Source organism: Micromonospora sp. NPDC005553, from assembly GCF_042871765.1.
In the GTDB taxonomy this organism is placed as follows: Bacteria; Actinomycetota; Actinomycetes; order Mycobacteriales; family Micromonosporaceae; genus Micromonospora.
In genome coordinates this window covers 75,802-94,370 of record NZ_JBIAJD010000009.1, presented here as the reverse complement: position 1 = coordinate 94,370, position 18,569 = coordinate 75,802, and the positions used below count along the sequence as shown (strand labels likewise).

Below are 18,569 nucleotides of genomic sequence, written 5' to 3'. Positions count from 1 at the left end.
TCCCCCACGTCGGACAGTCATAGTTGACGCTCACGCTTGGTGAAAGTAAGTTTCATCCGTGGCGAAGAGTCCGAAGATTTCTGCGAGTCACGAGCCCGGTGGGCTGATCGTCCACATCAGCGGGCTGTTGCCATCGCTGTCGCCCGCCGAGCAGCGGGTCGCTCGGCTGGTCGTCTCCGACCCGGCGGCCGCCGCCCGGCGGACAATCACCGACCTCGCCACCGCAGCCGAGACTTCCGAGGCGACGGTCATCCGGTTCTGCCGTTCGGTGGGCATGGACGGTTACCCCCAACTGCGCATCCGCCTCGCCGCCGAGGCCGCCCGCCGGATCGAACCACCGGACGCCCGCGTCGTCGGCGGTGACATCCCGCCCGGTGCCGACCTCGCCCAGATCATCGCCACCATCGCGTTCAACGACGCCCGCGCCGTCGAGGAGACCGCCGAGCAACTCGACCCCGCCGTCTGCGAGCAGGTGGTCGAGGCGATCAGCGGTGCCGCTCGGATCGACATCTACGGGGCCGGCGCCAGCGGGTTCGTCGCCTCGGACTTCCAGCAGAAGCTGCACCGCATCGGCCGGATCGCCTTCTACTTCCCGGACGTGCACACCGCGCTGACGTCGGCCGCCCTTCTGGGCCGGGGAGACGTGGCGATCGGCATCTCGCACACCGGCACCACCTCCGACGTGATCGAGGTGCTGGAGCAGGCCCGTACCCGCGGTGCCGTGACAGTGGCGCTGACCAACTTCCCGCGCTCGCCGATCACCGACGTGGCGGACTTCGTGTTGACCACGGCGGCCCGGGAGACCACCTACCGCTCCGGCGCGACGGCCAGCCGGCTGGCCCAGCTCACAGTGGTCGACTGCCTCTTCGTCGGAGTGGCCGCCCGCAACCGCGCCCGGGCCCGCAAGGCCCTGGAGGCGACCGCCGAGGCGGTCCAGTCGCACCGGGTGGGTGCCAACCGGAGGCGGGCATGACGGCCGGTGCGGAGATGCCCGCACGGCCCGCTCGCCCCACGGTCCGGGTGGGTGCCCCCACCGAACGACGTAACCCGCTCAGCGTCGACCTCGACCTGATGTCGACCCGGGACGTGCTCACCGTGATCAACGAGGCGGACCGGCGGGTGCCCGCAGCGGTCGCCGCTGTGCTCGACGAGATCGCCACCACCGTCGACCTGGCTGTCGCGGCGCTACGCGGCGGTCACCGGGTGCACTACTTCGGGGCCGGCACCTCCGGCCGCCTGGGCGTGCTCGACGCGGCCGAACTGGCCCCCACCTTCAACTCGCCCCGACACTGGTTCTGCGCACACCTCGCGGGAGGCCCGGACGCCATGTGGCGGGCCGTCGAGGACGCCGAGGACGACGACCGGGGCGGCGCGGTCGAATCGGCCAGTTGTGTACGGGCCGGGGACCTGGTGGTCGGTCTGGCGGCCAGCGGGCGCACCCCGTACGTCCTCGGGGCGCTGTCCGCAGCCCGCGCCAAGGGCGCCTCGACGGTGCTGCTCTGCGCCAATCCGGAGGCGGAGGCCGCCCGGTCGGTCGACGTGTTCATCGGGGTGGACACCGGACCCGAGGTGGTCACCGGGTCGACCCGGATGAAGGCGGGCACAGCGCAGAAACTGGTGCTCAACACGTTCTCGACCGCCGTCATGGTGCGTCTGGGCCGGGTCTACTCGAACCTCATGATCGATATGGTGGCCACCAACGCGAAACTTCGCGGACGAATGATCTCGATTCTGGTCGAGGCCACCGGTTGCTCGGAGGAGCTTTCCCAGCAGGCCCTCACCGAGGCCGACGGGGACCTGAAGACGGCGCTCGTCGCCCTCGTCTCGGGTGCCGAGATCGACGCTGCCCGGGCCGCGCTGGCCCGCTCGGCCGACCAGGTGCGCGGCGCCCTCGCCCTGCTCGCCTCATAGCACCCCCGTCCCGTCCCCCGGGAAGCGAACGGGCCCTCGGATTGTTCATCTGGCCGGAGGGTAATAACACCCCCGTGAATGAACCGACCGGCTCACCGGTGCGTATCTGGCAGTGACCAGGATCGCATCCCGGTGGTGACCCGGGTCGCTGTGCCCCCACGGCGGGTGGTGTTGCCATGGTGCGGTAAACCCGTACGTGGTGCCCAGTGGCGAGCCACCCGATGGGGTGCTGACAGCAAACATGGATCGTGCTCTCAGCTACTACTCAGGCATTCGTGACACTTTCGACTCACGACGAGGAATCCCCGACACGTCTCATCTGTTGTGTAGGTGTCAGCACCGATGGGCACAGCAGAAGTTACCAGGGGCTGACAGGTGTGGGGAATGGCAAGGAACCGGGCAACCGGCGCGAGCGAGGGGACCGTGGGCAACGTGGACAAGAACATCGGCATGCGAACCGATCAGGTCGCCGAGGAACGCGACCTGGTGGGCGTCTACCTGCACGAGATCTCCCGGACGCCACTGCTGGACGCCGCCCGGGAGGTAGAGCTCTCCAAGGCGATCGAGGCCGGCCTCTACGCTGAGCACCTGCTCGGCGAGGAGACCGTCCGCGCCGGTGTCGACCGGGCCGACCTGGAGTGGCTGGTCGTCGAGGGCGAGCGGGCGAAGGACCTCTTCATCCGCGCCAACCTCCGACTGGTCGTGTCGATCGCCCGGCGCTACGTGCGCTCCGGCATGCCCATGCTGGACCTGATCCAGGAGGGCAACACCGGCCTCGTCCGGGCGGTCGAGAAGTTCGACTACGAGCGCGGCTACAAGTTCTCCACCTACGCCACCTGGTGGATTCGCCAGGCGATCAGCCGGGCGATCGCCCAGCAGGAGCGCACCGTCCGTCTGCCAGTGCACCTGGTGGAGGACGTCAACCGGATGCGCAACGTGGCCCGGCAGCTGACCCGTGAGTTGGGCAGCGACCCGGAGCCGGAGCAGATCGCGGCATCCCTCGGCGTCACCGTCGAGCGGGTGAACGAGTTGCGCCGCTGGTCGCAGGACACCGTTTCGCTGGACACCCCGGTCGGCGACGACGGCGACACCAGCCTCGGCGACCTGGTCGCCGACAGTGACGCGCCGTCGCCGGAGGACATCGTCCTCAGCGGTCTGGAGCGGCAGCGCATCGAGGGGCTGCTCAACCACCTCGACGACCGGTCGGCCGGCATCATGCGGGCCCGCTACGGGCTGGAGGACGGTCGGGAGCACTCGCTCACCGAGGTCGCCTCCCGGTTCTCGCTGTCCCGCGAGCGGATCCGGCAACTGGAGATCCAGGCCCTCGGCCGGCTCCGTGAGCTGGCCCGGGCGGAGGGGCTGCAGGCGGCCTGAGCTGGTAGTAATGACGGCGAACGGCCGGCGTCCGATAGGGGGACGCCGGCCGTTCGCCGTCATTGACAGTGGTTAGCGGACCCGGCCGTAACCGTGGATGGACATCATGTTCATGCCACGCTTGAGCACGTTGCGACCGGCGCTGGGCGCGTCGATCACCTGACCGTCGCCGACGTAGAGGGCGACGTGCCCGAGCCCGCTGTAGAAGATCAGGTCGCCGGGGCGTAGCTCCCCCCGGCCGATGTGGGCGACAGCGCTCCACTGCATCCGGGCGCTGTGCGGCAGCGACTTGCCGGCCGCCCGCCAGGACGCCAGGGTCAGCCCGGAGCAGTCGTAGCCGTCCGGCCCTTCGCCCGCCCACTTGTACGGCTTGCCGATCGCCCCGAATGCGTAACGCACCGCTGTTCCGGCAGCACCGGACACGGCGGGCACGTTCCTGGCCTCGGTCGTCGCTGCCTTGGGCTCGGGTCGCTCAGTGGCGGCCCCGTACGCCTGCCGGCGCAGCTCGTACAGCTTGGCCAGGTCCTGTTCGATCTGCTTCTTGGCCGTGGCGAGCTGACGGGCCTGTGCGGCCTGCCGGGTCAAGGTCGTGCCCAGGCGGGCCTTCTCGTCGAGCAGCCGCCGCTGGTCGGTGGTGAAGCCGGAGATGCGCTCCTGCCGCTGGCGGGTCAACTGCTCGATCGTGCCGAGCCGGTCCAGCAGCGCAGCCGAGCCACCCGCGCGCAGCAGGGCGTCCGCGGTGCGCAGACCGCCACTCTTGTACGCCGTGGAGGCGATTTCGGCCACGTCCGCCCGGCTCTGCTCGACCTGCTGTTCGAGCGGGCCGATGCGGGTCTGTAATCGGGCCACGGCGGCCTCGTTTGTCTTGATCTCCTCACGCAACTTGTTGTACGACTCGACGACCCGCTCCAACTCGGCCGAGGACGTCTCGATCCGGCGGGTCAGGTCGGCGGGGGACGGCTCGGCCTGGGCCACCGCCGTCGGTGCGATCAGCGCGGCCGACATGCCGACCAGCGCCACGGTGCGCAGCAGATTTCTCAGGGATGACAAGAGCGGAAGGCCCCTCTCCCACGGCCGCCGGGGCTGCTGACGCCCTCGACGACACCGGCCGGGGCCACCCGGGCGGACGGCACTGGGCCGGACCGGCTCGCCCAACCTAACCCGGGACGGATGTGACTCGCAGTTGAAGCAGGGGCGAAAGTTGGGAGAGTTGCGGGTCGGGTCGGTGGGCTGGGTGGCGCCATCGTGGCTGATGACACCTGTGAACGAGGCAACATCGCCCTTTTCACGGGGTACTGACAGATATGTGACTTTCGTCGTTCCGGGCTTATGCCGCCGGATTCCTGGTCGCCATAACCGATAAAAGCTGAAATGGATGCGGTTTATCGGCGATCTCACCCAGTCGTGGCGAGCTGTCGTGACCCGGTAAATGTCCAGGTCGACTGGCGGTGCCGCAACACAATGAAGTCCGGAGCCGGGAATCCCGTCGGCAGGCAGCGATGACTGTCGCCAGCGGGCCCACTCGGCCAACCGTCCCCTTCGGGAGGAACCGTGAATCGTGAAGGCGCAAAGACGCGACCGCCGCGAACGGTGCCGGGCGCCCGGTCGACCCTGCTGTACGCGCGACCCGGCATCATCGTGACCGTCGACCGGTTCACCATCGGTCGGAGCAGTTACCGGGTCGCCGACCTGACCCATCTGCGTACCACCCGGGGTCCGCACGACCGGATCGCCGTCCGGGCTGTGGTCATCACCGCCAGCATGCTCGGTGGTGTGGGGGTGCTTCTCGGCTTCACCGGCGGTCTGCACCGCCTCACCGCCGGGGCGTACCTGATTCTCGGCGCCGTGTTCCTGCTCCCGGCCGCTCTCGCCCTGGTCGGCGATCGCTGGCGCCCACCGCCACACGAACTGTGGGGGTGGTACCAAGGCTCGGAGGTGCTGCTGTTCAGCGCCGACGACGAACGGCAGTTCGGCCAGGTCACCCGGTCGCTGCTCCGGGCCCGGGAGGTCAACCGCTACGGCAGCTGGGTCGACCCGATCGCCGAAGCGGACCCGTGGCGGCCCAACCGCTGATGCGGCGCAACCGGCCCCAGGCGGCCCTCTGACGGGCTGACCATTCTGGGCAGTGCAGACCCTTACGCCCCAGCCGGCCGTGTTTCGGCCGTTGACGCACCAGGCGTGAACTCGCTGATCTTGAATATTGATAACTGAGTATCCGCTCAGTATGTTGAGCGCGCCGCGGAGGCGGATCGATCAACACGGGGGCTGTTCATGGTGGTTCATGGTGGGCGTCGCACGCCCTTTTGGGGCATTCGTCATCGCAGTTCGGCTCTGTTGGTCATGGCATTCCTGCCGGCCTCGGTGCTCGTCCCACCTGCCGCTCCGGCCCGATCGGCCGCGCCAACGCCCACCGCTGCCTGCGTCGATGTCCAGCCGGACGCCAAGAGCGCCCGCGCGATGCTCGCCACCTGTGACCGGCAGGTAGAGATTCTTTCTGAGCGCACCGAGTACGCCCAGACGTTCCTCAACCCCGACGGATCGCTCACCCTGGAGCAGAGCATCGAGCCGGTGCGGGTGCGCAAGGGTGACTCCTGGGTGCCGGTGGACACTGTCCTCAAGGCGACCTCGGAGGGGCTTGCCCCCAGGGCGTCGGTGCTCCCGATGGTCTTCTCCCCGGGGGGCGAGAGCGCGCCGCTGGCTCGGCTCCGCGACGGTGCCCGCGAGTTGACGATGTCCTGGCCCGGGCGTTTGCCCGCGCCGGTGCTTGACGGGTCCACCGCTGTCTACCGCAACGTGCTGCCCGAGGTCGACCTGCGGGTGACGGCCAGCGCCCTCGGCTTTTCCGAGGTGTTGGTGGTGCACACCCGGAAGGCAGCGGCCAACCCGAAGCTCAGATCCCTGCGCTTCGGTCTAGCGGGCAAAGGGGTGACGGTCAGTCCGGCGCCCGGCGGTGGTCTGGCGGCCCGCGACGCCGACGGCCAGAACGTCTTCAGTGCGCCCGCCCCGCTGATGTGGGACGCCACGGTCGCCGGCGCGGAGCCGGACCTCGCTGGCCAGGGCGCCCGATCGACCGACGCGCCCGCCGGCACTGCCGGGGTTGCCCGGCGAGCGGTGATGCCGGTGAAGGTCAGCCGCGACTCTCTCACCATCGTGCCGGATCGGGCGATGCTGGACGACCCGCGGACCAAGCTACCCATTTACATCGACCCGTCGTGGACCGGGGGGATAGCCAGCAACGCCTGGACATCGGTGTGGAGCAAGCACAAGTCCAGCTCGTTCTGGCAGAACTCCACAGCCCTCCAGCGGTCGTCCACCTACGGCGCTGCCGGGGCCGGTCGTACCGAAGACTGTGACGGCTGCGCGGATCACGTCATCCGATCTCTGTTTCGGATGAACACCAGCGCGGTCAAAGGCAAGATCATCAGCAAGGCGGAGTTCCGGATCGAGCAACTCCACTCCTGGACCTGCAACCCGAAGTCCAACGCGAAGCTCTGGCTGACCGGGTCGATCTCATCCTCCACGACCTGGAACAACCAGCCGGTTTGGGACGGTAGCTACACCGCTCAGACGTCGGCGAACCGCAAAATTGGTGGGGCGCACGGCTGTCTGGGGACCGGGACGATCGAGTTCGACGTCACCCGGATGGTCGACCGGGCGGCAAGGGGCGGCTTGGCCGACCTGACGGTGGGGCTCCGGGCGGTCGACGAGGGCACCAAGAACCAGTGGAAGCGGTTCAAGCACTCGACGCCGAAGCTCTCGATCACCTACAACACCAAACCCAACACCCCGTCGGGACACCAGTCGGACGGCAAGCCCTGCGCCGTCGGCAACTCCCGACCGTACGTGTTGAACGCCACCCCGTACCTGTCGGTCAGGCAGTCCGACCCGGACAGCTCGCAGCAGTCCCTGACGACGTGGTTCTACTGGTGGCCGCTCGGCGGCTCGCGCAACGAGACCAACAAGGTCTCCCAGGCGTCGGGCAACCCGTCGGCGGTGTCGAAGCAGATTCCGTCCGGCCGGTTGGTGGACGGCACCACCTACGTGTGGCAGGCGCGTACGTCGGACGGCTCGGTCTACGGCGACTGGTCCGGCACCTGCGAGTTCACAGTGGACGCGACACCTCCGAAGGAACCCGGGGGCCTCACCTCCACCACCTACAGCAGCGACGGTACGCCGCGCGGCGGGGTCGGCGTAGCGGGTGTGTTCACCGTGGCGCCGCCGACGCAGCGTCCGTACGAGGTGAAGGAATACGCCTGGACCCTCGACTCGGGCGTGCTCACCGGCGCGCAGAACGTGCCGGCCCGGTCGGACTTCAGTGCCTCGATCAGCGTCATGCCGTTGCACGACGGGGTCAACACCCTGCGCGTCTGGTCCCGGGATCACTCCGGTAGGTACTCGCTCGTACCGGCTACCTACACGTTCTCCGTGCGGGCCGGATCCGGTCCGGCGGCCCGTTGGACATTCGACGAGACCGGGAACACCGCTGCCGACGCCACCGGTCACGGCAACACACTCACCCTGACCCCATCGGGAACCCGGACGCCGGGTCGGGCCGGTGTCGGCACCGCGCTCAGTCTCAACGGAAGCGCAACGGGCTCACTGACAGGTTCAGTGCTGACCCCGAACCCGGACACGGGCGCGGCCACCCCGGTACGCACCGACGGAAGTTTCACGGTGGCAGCCTGGGTTCGACTGCCGACCGTACCGACCACCGGCTACCAGGCCGTGCTCAGTGCCAACGGCACTCAGTCGCACGCCTACAGTCTGGGCTACTCCGGCGGGAGTCAGCGGTGGCGATTCACCATGTCCACGGCGGACACCACCGACACGGCGCTGCATCATGTCCTCTCCAACTCGGCGGCCACCGCCGGAAAGTGGACTCACATCGCGGCGACCTACGACGGCGCCACGAAGAAGATGACTCTCTATGTCAACGGGGTGGCTCAGACCGCGACGACGACGCTGGTCGGCGGCTTCAACGCCACCGGCTCGATAACCGTCGGCAAGCGCAGGTGGAGCGGGGCCGATGACGGCCTCTTCACCGGCGCCGTCGATGACATCCGGGTCTACAACCTCGTCGAAACCTCGACCAAGCTCGCCGAGTTGGCCGCGCCCCTGCAACCGGTGGTGTCATTTCCGAACGGCACCGAGGTGACCGCCGGAGGGCAGCTCCAGGTCACGTTCAACGCTGGTGGCGACACCAACATCACGAAGTTCCGGTACAGCGTCGGCGACACCTCGCTGGGTAGCACGGTGAATGCGACCGTCGCCGGTGGGACCGCCACGGTTACCTTCAGTGCCGGCGCCACCACCGGGACGCGCCTGATCTACGTGGCGGCCCTGGACGACGGCGGTCGACTCGGCGGAATCTCTCAGGCGTCCTTCACGGTCAAGGTGACGGCGTTCGTCTACGGCACCGTCTACGACGAGAACTGGATGCCGCTGGAGGGTGCCACGGTCCGGCTGGAACCGGGTGGGCCGCAGACGACCAGCGGCCCCGAAGGAGTGTTCAGCCTCTCCGGCTTCGCGCCCGGGGTCTACACCCTCGTCGGCTCCTTCGGCGGCCGGTGTGGGCTGTCCGGCACCAGCGGTCCGTGGGAGATCGACGGCCAGGGGCTCGGCGTCAATCTCCCGCTGCAGGCGTATCGGGACGACGAGGGGCACACCTGCGCCACCTCGGCGAAACCGTTCATCGCCGCCGACACCATGCTCGCGTTGACGGGCGACGATGCGGTCGGTGAGGTGGCACTGCCCTTCGTGTTCCCGTTCTACGGCCACGCCTACCGCAGCGCCTGGGTGGACACCAACGGCCTCGTCTCCTTCACCGACCCGGGTGGATCCCACCCGTACACCGGAGGCGCCCTGCCCGCTCCGGCCGACCCGAACGGCCTGCTCGCCCCGTTCTGGGACGACCTGGTCGTGGATTCGTCGGCGAGTGTGCGCACCGGCACGGTGGGAACTGGTGCGAGCGAACAGTTCGTCATCGAATGGCGAAACGTGCACCGGAAGTCGTCGACCGCACAGCGGCTCTCCTTCCAGGTCCTGCTGGCCGCAGACGGCACCGTCACCACCAACTACGACCAGCTCGACAACGACGCTGAGCGTGGGGCCAACGCGGTGGTGGGGATGGAAGCACCTGGCGGCGACGACGGCCTGGTGTATTCAGCGGCGACTCCGGCACTGGCCACCGGTCAGGCGATCACCTTCGCCATCCCTCCGACGACCGAGCCGTTGGCCAAGCACGATCTGTCCGGCACCCTTGTCGACCCGTCGGGTAACCCGGTGGTCGGCGCGACAGTCACCCTTGACCCGACCGGGCTGAGCACCACCACTGGTGCGGGCGGGGCATGGCAATTCGCCAACGTGGTGGCCGACAGCTACACCATCTCGTCCACCCAGAACTACAGGTGCGGCCCGTCGGTGGAGAGCCAGGTCGACCTGACCGAGGACACGGTGCGGGCGCTGCAACTCACCGTCGACTACGGCAGCCTCGGCTACGCCTGCGCCGTCGGCGCGTCCGGCTATGTCACAGCTGACACGCCGCTGGCACTGCCCAACGGCACAGCGCAGGTGACCCTGCCGTTCCCGTTCACTCTGCACGGGAAGACCTACACCACGGGCTGGGTGGACGCGCACGGGTTGATCAGTTTCGACGCGGCTCCGATCACCGTCATCAACCCCAACATGCCGAGGGTGGACGCGCCCAACGCGGTGGTGGCCCCGTTCTGGGACGACCAACTCGGGCTCAGCTCCAGCAGCGCGATACGGACCAAGACCATCGGGACCGCGCCGAACCGTACCTATGTGGTCGAGTGGTACAACATCGAGCTGCGGACCTTCACCGCGCTCTACAGCACCAGCTTCGAAGTGATGCTGCACGAGGACGGGCGGATTGCCTTCCACTACGGCACTCTCACCAACCTCGTTCAGAAGGGCTCCAGCGCCACCATCGGCATCGAGAGTGCCTCCGGCGCCGTCGCGAAGCTCTACTCCTTCATGGAGCCGGCGGCCGTCAGCAACGGGTCCATCACCTTCACTCCGGCGCCGCCGGGCTCGATCAGCGGCACCCTGACGACCGCCGGAACGGGCGAGCCGATTGCCGGCGCCACCGTCACTCTCGACCCGGGAGGACGCACGACGGTCACGGCGGCGGATGGCGGCTACCAGTTCGCCAACGTGCCCATCGGAGAGCAGGTGGTGGGCGCGGTCGGCGCCGACAACCGGTGCGTCGGGCAGTACGCCCGCCAGTTCGTCAACCATCCCGGCGGTGGCGCCCAGGACCTCGACCTTTCCGTGATGTCCAACGGTGACGAGTTCGGCTACTCCTGTGAAGCCGGACCGGTCACCTTCATCCCCGGTGACGTGGTGGAGACCTGGCGCGGCGACGACAAGGTCTGGCAGAAGACCGCGCCGTTCCCGATCAAGCTCTACGGGGAGACCCACACCTCCGCCTGGATCAGCTCCAACGGCCTGATCAGCTTCAGCAGCCTCGAAGGCATCGACACCGACACGCCAACGCCAACCCCCCTGCCGTACGACGAGCTGGGCGGGACGATCGACAACGCCGTGTACGCGTTCTTCGACGACTGGGGGGTCGACGCCTCCAGCGCGATCGCCACGAAGCTCAGCGGCGCGGCGCCAAACCGGCAGTGGGTGGTCGAATGGCGGAACGTGTACCGCTCGGGCAACAAGGCGTATCGCGCGTCGTTCGAGGTCATCTTCAACGAGAACGGCGACATTTCGCTGGCCTACGCCGACATCGACCCTGCTGACGCCAGGGAGCGCGGCGGTCAGGCGACCATCGGCATCGAGAACGCCGCCGGCAACGTGGCCTTCCAGTACCTGCACCGGGAGGCGCGCCTGACCAGCGGCCAGGGCGTCACCTTCCGACCCAGCCCACCAGGACTGGGTACGGTCACCGGCACGGTCAGTTGCCAGGGAGCACCCGCGGCTGACGTGACAGTGGCGGTCGGCGGGCAGACCGCCATCACCTCGGCCACGGGCGGTTACCAGGTCACGAGCGTTCCCAGCGGTTCGTATGCGGTGATCGCCACCAGCCCCACCGGTACCTGCCATGGCTCCTCGGTGCAGCACGCCACCGTCGGGGCTGGTACGAGTCGGGTCGTCAACTTCGCCGTGGGGGCAACTCCGGCCGGCGCCGGCTACACCATCGCGGAACAACCGATCACGTACACCCCCGCCGACGGTGCGGTCCTGTCCCTCACCGGTGACGACCGGGACACAAGAGTCGACCTGCCGTTCCCCGTCACGCTGTTCGGGCAGTCGGTCAGCTCGGCCTGGGTGGACACCAACGGGTTGGTCAGCTTCGCCAACCCGGAGGCGCCGTCCCCGTACCCCTATCCGATCCCGTCGGCCGGTAGCCCGCCCAACGGTATCTACCCGTTCTGGCATGACTGGGTGGTCGACTCCTCGGCCAGCGTGCGGACCGCGCTCCGGGGTGCGGCACCGAGCCGGCAGTTCGTCATCGAGTGGCGCAACGTGTCCTCCTACGAGGACCCCAACATTCGAGTCACCTTCCAGCTGATCTTCGACGAGGCGGGCGGATACAGCTTCGCCTACGCCGATCTCGACGGAACGTTCGTGGAGCGCGGTGGTGCGGCGACCATCGGCCTCGAGGGTGCCGACGGCACAGCGGCCCTTCAGTACACACACCGGCAACCGGTACTCCGTGCCGGCCTTGGCCTACGGATCAACCCACCAGCTTCCTGACCACAGCCGGTTTTCCCCACTGCCGTCGCTCCTCGGACCCCTCTCGGAGGTAACCCGGTGCAGTCGAGCCTGCCCACTTACACGTTCGTGCCGTCGTCCAAACCCAGCCGAACCAGGGCATTCGTCGTGATGCTTCTGGTGGTGACGTTAACCGCCACGACGTTGTTCGTACCGCCAGCTCGAGCGTCGACACCGGAACCCTTCACGGCACCGAAGGCTGCGAAGGTCAAACCGGTACCTGTGCGTACCGTGCCCGCCGGCAAGGTGGCGGCCGAGGCGGCCGTGCCGCAGGCCTCCACGCAACCGGCCCCCCAATGGCCGTCGGCGGGCACCGCCGAGGTCGACCTGCCCGGGCCAACGACTCAGGGCCGAGTGGCTTCGCCCGCCCGAGCCGGGGCGCTGCCGGTGCGGGTGAACCGTCCTGCGGCCTCCGCACGCGGTGCCAACTCGGTTCCGAGCCGGGTCCGGGTCAGCGTTCTCGACCAGCGGGCCGCCGAGCAGGCGCGGATCCAAGGGGTGCTGCTCCGGGTCGCCCGGGTCGACGGTGCCGCCCAACGGGGCACCGTCGAACTCGGCGTCGACTACCGGGCATTCGCCACGGCCTACGGTGCCGACTGGGCGAGCCGGCTACGCCTGGTCTCCCTGCCAGCCTGTGCCCTCGGCACCCCGGAGCGTCCGGAGTGCGCCGGCACCGTCCTGCCGACCCGCAACGACCTCACCGCACGTACGGCGACCGCCTCGGTGCCGGTCGAGCCTCGGATGACGGAGAAGGGCAGCCTCGACCTGGCGGCGCAGGGAAGCCTGTTCGCTCTGACCGCCGGCCCCTCCGGTGCGGCCGGCGACTACGGCGCGACCAGTCTCTCGCCCTCGGCGACCTGGTCGGCCGGTAGCAGTTCCGGTGATTTCACCTGGTCGTACCCGATGCGCAACCCGCCAGGGCTCAATGGGCCGACGCCGGAGATGAAGCTGTCCTACTCCGCGCAGAGCGTCGACGGGCGGCACGCAGCCTCCAACAACCAGCCATCCTGGGTGGGCGAGGGCTTCGAGTTCGTCCCCGGCGACTTCATCGAACGGCGCTACCGGTCCTGTGGGCAGGACATGGACGGTGACAACAACAACAACGCCACCAAGACCGGTGACCTGTGCTGGGAGACCAACAACGCGACGATGTCGCTCGGTGGCGCCGGTGGCGAGCTGATCTACAACGCCACTGACGATTACTGGCACCTGCGCCGGGACAACGGCACCCGGGCCGAGCGCATCGTCGGTGGCACGTCGTACGGCAACGGTGACAACGATGGTGAGCACTGGAAGGTCACCACCACCGACGGCACCCAGTACTGGTTCGGTCGGCAGAAGCTGTCCGGTTGGACCACCGACAAGGCGGTGACCAACTCCACCTGGACGGTCCCGGTCTTCGGTAACGACCCCAATGAGCCCTGCCGGGGCTCCAACTTCGCCGCCTCAGACTGTATGCAGGCGTGGCGGTGGAACCTGGACTACGTCGTCGATCCGCACGGCAACACCATGTCGCTCTGGTACGCGAAGGAGTCCAACGGATACGCCCGCAACAACACCACGGACGACGTCGCCTCCTACACCCGGGGCGGTTACCTGACCCGGATCGAGTACGGCACCGACAACCGCACCGCGGTCGGCGGTGTAGGCACCGACTCGCTCTACCGTGGCGTGGCCGCGCCGATGCGGGTGGATTTCGCCGCAGCGGACCGGTGCCTGAACGACTGCTCCAACCACGATGCGGCCCACTGGCCCGACACCCCCTGGGACCAGGAGTGCGCCGGCAACTCCTGCCTGGTCGGTGCGCCCACCTTCTGGTCGAAGAAGCGGCTGTCGACAGTGACCACACAGGTCCGCGACGGTAGTGCCTACCGCAACGTGGAGCGATGGACCCTCACCCACACGTTCCCCGACCCGGGCGACGGCACCAGGGCAGGTCTGTTCCTGAAGAAGATCTCCCACGAGGGCCTGGTCGGCACCACCGCCTCGGTGCCGGACATCGAGTTCACCGAGACGCAGCTCAGCAATCGGGTGGACACCATCGACCACTCGGCTGCCATGAACTGGATGCGTCTCGCGGCGATCCGCAGCGAGAGCGGTGGCACGGTGAACGTCACCTACTCCAAGCCGGACTGCGTCGCCGGATCGCGGATGCCCAGTGCCCCGCACAACAACACGATGCGCTGCTACCCGGTCCGCTGGACACCGGAGGGCTACACCAACCCGGTCACCGACTGGTTCCACAAGTACGTGGTGACCACCATCTACGAGATCGACCACACCGGTGGCGTACCTCCGAACGGCAGTCCGCGGACCGCCTACTCGTACAGCTACCTCGGCGATCCGGCGTGGCACTACGCCGACGATGACGGACTGATCGGGAAGAAGGACAAGACCTGGTCGGTGTGGCGGGGATACGAGAAGGTCGGCGTCACCGTCGGTGACCCTGGCGAGCAGACCTACGTCGAGACGAAGTACTTCCGCGGCATGCACGGCGACAAGCAGCCGACCGGGACCCGCAACGTGCCGGTGACGGGGACCGGCGTGCCGACGGTGAAGGACGAGGACGCCTACGCCGGCATGGAACGAGAGAGAACCACGTTCAACGGTCCCGAGGGCGCGGTCGTGTCCCGTGAGGTGAGCGAGCCCTGGCAGTCTTCCGCTACCGCCTCCCGCACCATCAACGGTGACCTCGTCGAAGCGAGATTCGTGGATGTGTCCGGACGGCACAACAGGATGACCCTGGACGCCGGCCGCGGTGAGCGGGTCACCTCGCAGTACACCACCTTCGACGACGACAAGGGCCTGCCGACCAAGGTGGACGATCTGGGCGACGCCGGCGACGTCGGTGACGAGCAGTGTGTCAAGACCGAGTACGCGAACAACACCACGAACTGGCTCATCGGGCAGCCGCACACCAAGTCCACTTACGCGGTCCGCTGTGCTGACGCGGAGAACCCCGCCAGCCTCACCGAGGACAAGATCATCTCGGTGGAGCGGGTCTCCTACGACGGCAACGCCCACGGTGTGGCGCCGACGCGCGGCGAGGCCACCCGGAACGAAGAGCTGTCGGGTTGGACGGCCGGTGCGCCGTCCTTCGTGACCGTCTCCCGGGCGGCGTTCGACGTCTACGGCCGGGTAACGGAGGCCTGGGACGCGGTGAACGCTCGGTCCACGACGGCGTACGTCCCGGCCAGTGGTGGCCCGTTGACCGGCCTCGTGGTCACCAACCCACTGAGCCATGCCATCACGAGTGAACTGGAACCTGGCTGGGGCCTGGCAACCAAGGTCACCGATGCCAACGGTAAGCGTACCGAGACCAGCTATGACGGCCTCGGCCGACTGAAAGCGCTCTGGGGTCCAGGCCGTGACAAGACGACCCAACCGGCGAACACCACCTACGACTATCTGATCCGGGCCAACGCGCCCTCGGTGATCACTACCAAGGCCCTCAACTCGGCCGGCAACTACGTCGAACGGTACGAGCTCTACGACGGCCTGCTCCGCAAGCGGCAGACCCAGGCCGCGTCACCGTCCGGTGGCCGCCTGCTGACCGACACCTTCTACGACACCGCCGGTCGGGAGGTGAAGTCCTACAGCGCGTACCACACCACCGGCTCGCCAGGCACCACTCTGGTCACCTCGACGGAAGGGGCCTTCGTCCCAACCCAGATGCGGACCGAGTACGACGGAGTGGGTCGGGCGGTCGCGTCCGTCTTCCAGCCGTACGGTGCCGAGCGGAACAGGACCCGCACCTACTACGCGGGCGACCGGGTTGACACCACCCCGCCGCTGGGCGGCACCGTCGATTCGAAGGTGGGCGACGCTCAGGGGCGCACCGTGGAGCTACGCCAGTACCACGGTTCGACCCCGACCGGCACCTATGAGTCGACTCTCTACCGCTACAACCGCAAGGGTCTGCTCGATCAAGTGACGGACCCGGCGGGTAACCAGTGGACGTTCAACTACGACATCCGTGGTCGGCGCATCGGGGCCACCGACCCGGACCGTGGGCCGACCAGCATGACCTACGACAACGCCGACCGCGTCACCTCTACGACGGACGCGCTCAATCAGAAGCTGGTCTACGCCTACGACTCGCTCGGCCGCAAGCGAGCGGTCTACGAGAACCAGCTGGGTGGGAAGCTGCGGGCAGAGTGGTTGTACGACACCCTGGCCAAGGGACAACTCACGCAGAGCAGCAGGGCAGTTGGCACGGCTGCCTACCAGATGAAGATCACGGGATACAACGACAACTATCAGCCGACGGGTTCGCAGGTGGTCATTCCGGCATCGGAGACCGGCTTGGCCGGCACCTACGATTTCGGCGCCACCTACAATGTCGATGGCAGTGTGGCCTCCGGGTCTCTTCCTGCCAGTGCGGACCTGCCGGTGGAGACGCTGTTCCAGCACTACGACCCCGTTTCCGGGCTGCCGAAACAGATGACCACGCTATATGGCGCCGCACCCAGATCCAGCTATGTGGCGGACACCGACTACAACGCACTCGGCAAGGTCGATCAGTACGAGATGTACACCGGCCTCTATTCGGAGACGGGATCGAGAGTCTTCCGCTCGTTCACGTACGAACTCGAAACTGGCCGGGTGTCCGGTAGCAGCACCGATCGTGATTCGATCGCGCCGCACAAGATCACGGATGTTCGCTACGGCTATGACCAGGTCGGCAACATCACCAAGGTGTCCGACATGGCGGCTACGGGCGGAGCCGACCACCAGTGCTTCCAACACGACTACCGGGGGCAGTTGGCGCAGGCGTGGACGCCTGCCGACGGCGACTGCAACGCCGCGCCGACCGTCTCCGGCCTCGGTGGTCCAGCCAAGTACTGGCTGGAGTGGGACATCGACAAGGCCGGTCGCCGGCTGGAGGAGATCGATCGCAGCAATTCTTCCGGCGAGCGCGTCACCACCTACAACTACGGATATCCAGCCGGCGGTGGAGTCCGGCCACACGCACTCAACGGCACCACTACCAAGGTCAACGGGGTGGTCACCGCAACCACCTCCTACACCTACGACGCGGCTGGCAATACCCTGACCCGGCCGACGGCCACCGCCGGTACCCAAACCCTGACTTGGGATCCGGAGGGTCTGCTGGCCACCAGCACCGACAGCACAGGCCCCACCAGCTACATATACGACGCGGACGGCAATCGGCTGATTCGTAAGGACCCGACCGGGAAGACGCTTTACCTTCCGGGCCAGGAAGTGCGATACCGCACCTCCGACGGCAACCTCTCCTGCACCCGCTACTACACCTTCAACGGGCAGACGGTCGCATCTCGTACCGCTGCGGGGCTGGTATGGCTCGGCAGCGACCATCAGGGCACCGCCCAGGTGTCGGTCAACGCAGGTAATCAGCAGTTCACCGTGCGTCGACAGACGCCGTACGGCACGGCCCGTGGCGGATCGCCGGCCTGGCCCAACAGTAAGGGCTTCGTCGGTGGGACGGTGGACAACACCGGGCTCACCCATCTAGGGGCACGCGAGTACGACCCGGGGCTCGGTCGGTTCGTCAGTGTTGACCCGGTGTTCAACATGGACGCGCCCGAGCAGATGAATGGGTACGCCTACGCGGGCAACAGCCCCATCACGCAGTCCGATCCAACTGGCCGGGAGCCCGGTGGCAGTTGGACGTACCTCGGAAGCGACAGCTGGACCAGCACCAAGGGCGGCTACCGCTATCACTACCGTGCCGACTACTACCTCTTCTGCCGGTACGGCGGATCCGTCTGCCTCGGTGGGGTGGGCAACACGCTCTACTGGATCCCGATGGAGTATTCCGGCATGCCGGGCGTGTGGCTGGTGGCCCGAGTGGTGCTGAACGTCTGGCGATCGGCACTGAATTGGCAAGGCCCTACGGCGAACGTACCCGCAGGGCCGCCGAAGCCCCGAGTGCATATCCCAAGTACTCCGGTCTGCCCCCCGGCACCCATTCCTGAGAAGCCCGAGGGTGAGCTGGATGGTCCGAAGTGCGCCTTCAAGGACTGGAAGTGTTTGACCAGTGGCTCCGAGGGGGTGAAGAAGTGGTGGCGGGGTAACCGGGACTGGGTCACCGGCACGGTCGGCATCACCGGCGCGGCGCTCTGCATCGTCGCCACGGCCGGGGTCTGCGCGATTGCCGGAGGGATCGGCTTGGGGGTCGCCGTGGGCGGCCGAGGCATGGACCTCTACTCCTCGAAGAGTGGGGCGAAGTCGCCAGAGGCCTGGGCGAGAGCCCTGGGCGGGGCGGTGATCGACTATGCCTCATACAGATTCATCCCAGCGGTGCCGTTGTACAAGACGACGCGGATGGGCAACACCGTCCCTGCGCCGCGAAGCTGGCGCCATCCGACCGGGAGCTACAGCCTTTCCTGGAAGGAGCAGTACAGACCTCGAGGCGGGCTGGATCGCCCTGCTGCCGATGCCGCTGGAAGGGCGTTGGCTGCCCAACTGGGCTGGGTTGCGGTCTCGGCCCCGGGCGGCGTGGCGAAGTGGCAGATGGGCGTCCCGTTCACCGACCCCTTCGCGTGGTGACG

At 67.8% G+C, this 18,569-nt stretch carries 7 protein-coding genes; 6 read left to right on the top strand and 1 reads right to left on the bottom strand.

Annotated features, from left to right (window positions below):
- Window positions 1–58 precede the first annotated feature (58 nt).
- The 3 genes from ACFYPG_RS30170 to ACFYPG_RS30160 all read left to right on the top strand — a co-directional run bounded on the left by ACFYPG_RS30170 (window position 59) and on the right by ACFYPG_RS30160 (window position 3,285).
- A complete protein-coding gene (locus ACFYPG_RS30170) occupies window positions 59–973 on the top strand; it encodes a MurR/RpiR family transcriptional regulator (RefSeq protein ID WP_355008959.1) in 915 nt (304 codons plus the stop codon).
- Window positions 970–1,911 (top strand): N-acetylmuramic acid 6-phosphate etherase, encoded by a 942-nt coding sequence (gene murQ, locus ACFYPG_RS30165; protein ID WP_355008958.1) that lies wholly within the window; start codon window positions 970–972, stop codon window positions 1,909–1,911. Before ACFYPG_RS30170 ends, murQ begins: the two co-directional genes overlap by 4 nt.
- Before the next feature lie 384 nt (window positions 1,912–2,295).
- A complete protein-coding gene (locus tag ACFYPG_RS30160) occupies window positions 2,296–3,285 on the top strand; it encodes a sigma-70 family RNA polymerase sigma factor (protein ID WP_355008957.1) in 990 nt (329 codons plus the stop codon).
- A gap of 72 nt (window positions 3,286–3,357) precedes the next feature.
- Here ACFYPG_RS30160 and ACFYPG_RS30155 read toward each other — a convergent pair whose 3' ends face one another.
- Window positions 3,358–4,335 carry an NlpC/P60 family protein gene (locus tag ACFYPG_RS30155; RefSeq protein WP_355008956.1) on the bottom strand — a complete coding sequence of 326 codons (978 nt, stop codon included), beginning with the start codon at window positions 4,333–4,335 and terminating at the stop codon, window positions 3,358–3,360.
- A 501-nt stretch (window positions 4,336–4,836) separates the two neighbouring features.
- Here ACFYPG_RS30155 and ACFYPG_RS30150 point away from each other — a divergent pair.
- The 3 genes from ACFYPG_RS30150 (at window position 4,837) to ACFYPG_RS30140 (ending at window position 18,567) form a co-directional block, all read left to right on the top strand.
- On the top strand, window positions 4,837–5,358 hold the full coding sequence (locus ACFYPG_RS30150) for a DUF6232 family protein (protein WP_355008955.1): 522 nt from the start codon (window positions 4,837–4,839) through the stop codon (window positions 5,356–5,358).
- 267 nt (window positions 5,359–5,625) lie between these two features.
- Window positions 5,626–12,015 carry a carboxypeptidase regulatory-like domain-containing protein gene (locus tag ACFYPG_RS30145; RefSeq protein ID WP_387354600.1) on the top strand — a complete coding sequence of 2,130 codons (6,390 nt, stop codon included), beginning with the start codon at window positions 5,626–5,628 and terminating at the stop codon, window positions 12,013–12,015.
- Between the two features lie 240 nt (window positions 12,016–12,255).
- The gene (locus ACFYPG_RS30140; RefSeq protein WP_387354598.1) at window positions 12,256–18,567 is read left to right on the top strand and encodes an RHS repeat-associated core domain-containing protein; all 6,312 of its coding nucleotides are present in this window, start codon (window positions 12,256–12,258) and stop codon (window positions 18,565–18,567) included.
- The last annotated feature ends 2 nt before the right edge of the window (window positions 18,568–18,569 follow it).

Excerpts from the sequence above, each read along its gene's own strand:
- ACFYPG_RS30145 (WP_387354600.1), top strand. The coding sequence starts at position 5,626 with ATGGCATTCCTGCCGGCCTCGGTGCTCGTCCCACCTGCCGCTCCGGCC.
- murQ (WP_355008958.1), top strand. The coding sequence starts at position 970 with ATGACGGCCGGTGCGGAGATGCCCGCACGGCCCGCTCGCCCCACGGTC.
- ACFYPG_RS30160 (WP_355008957.1), top strand. The coding sequence starts at position 2,296 with ATGGCAAGGAACCGGGCAACCGGCGCGAGCGAGGGGACCGTGGGCAAC.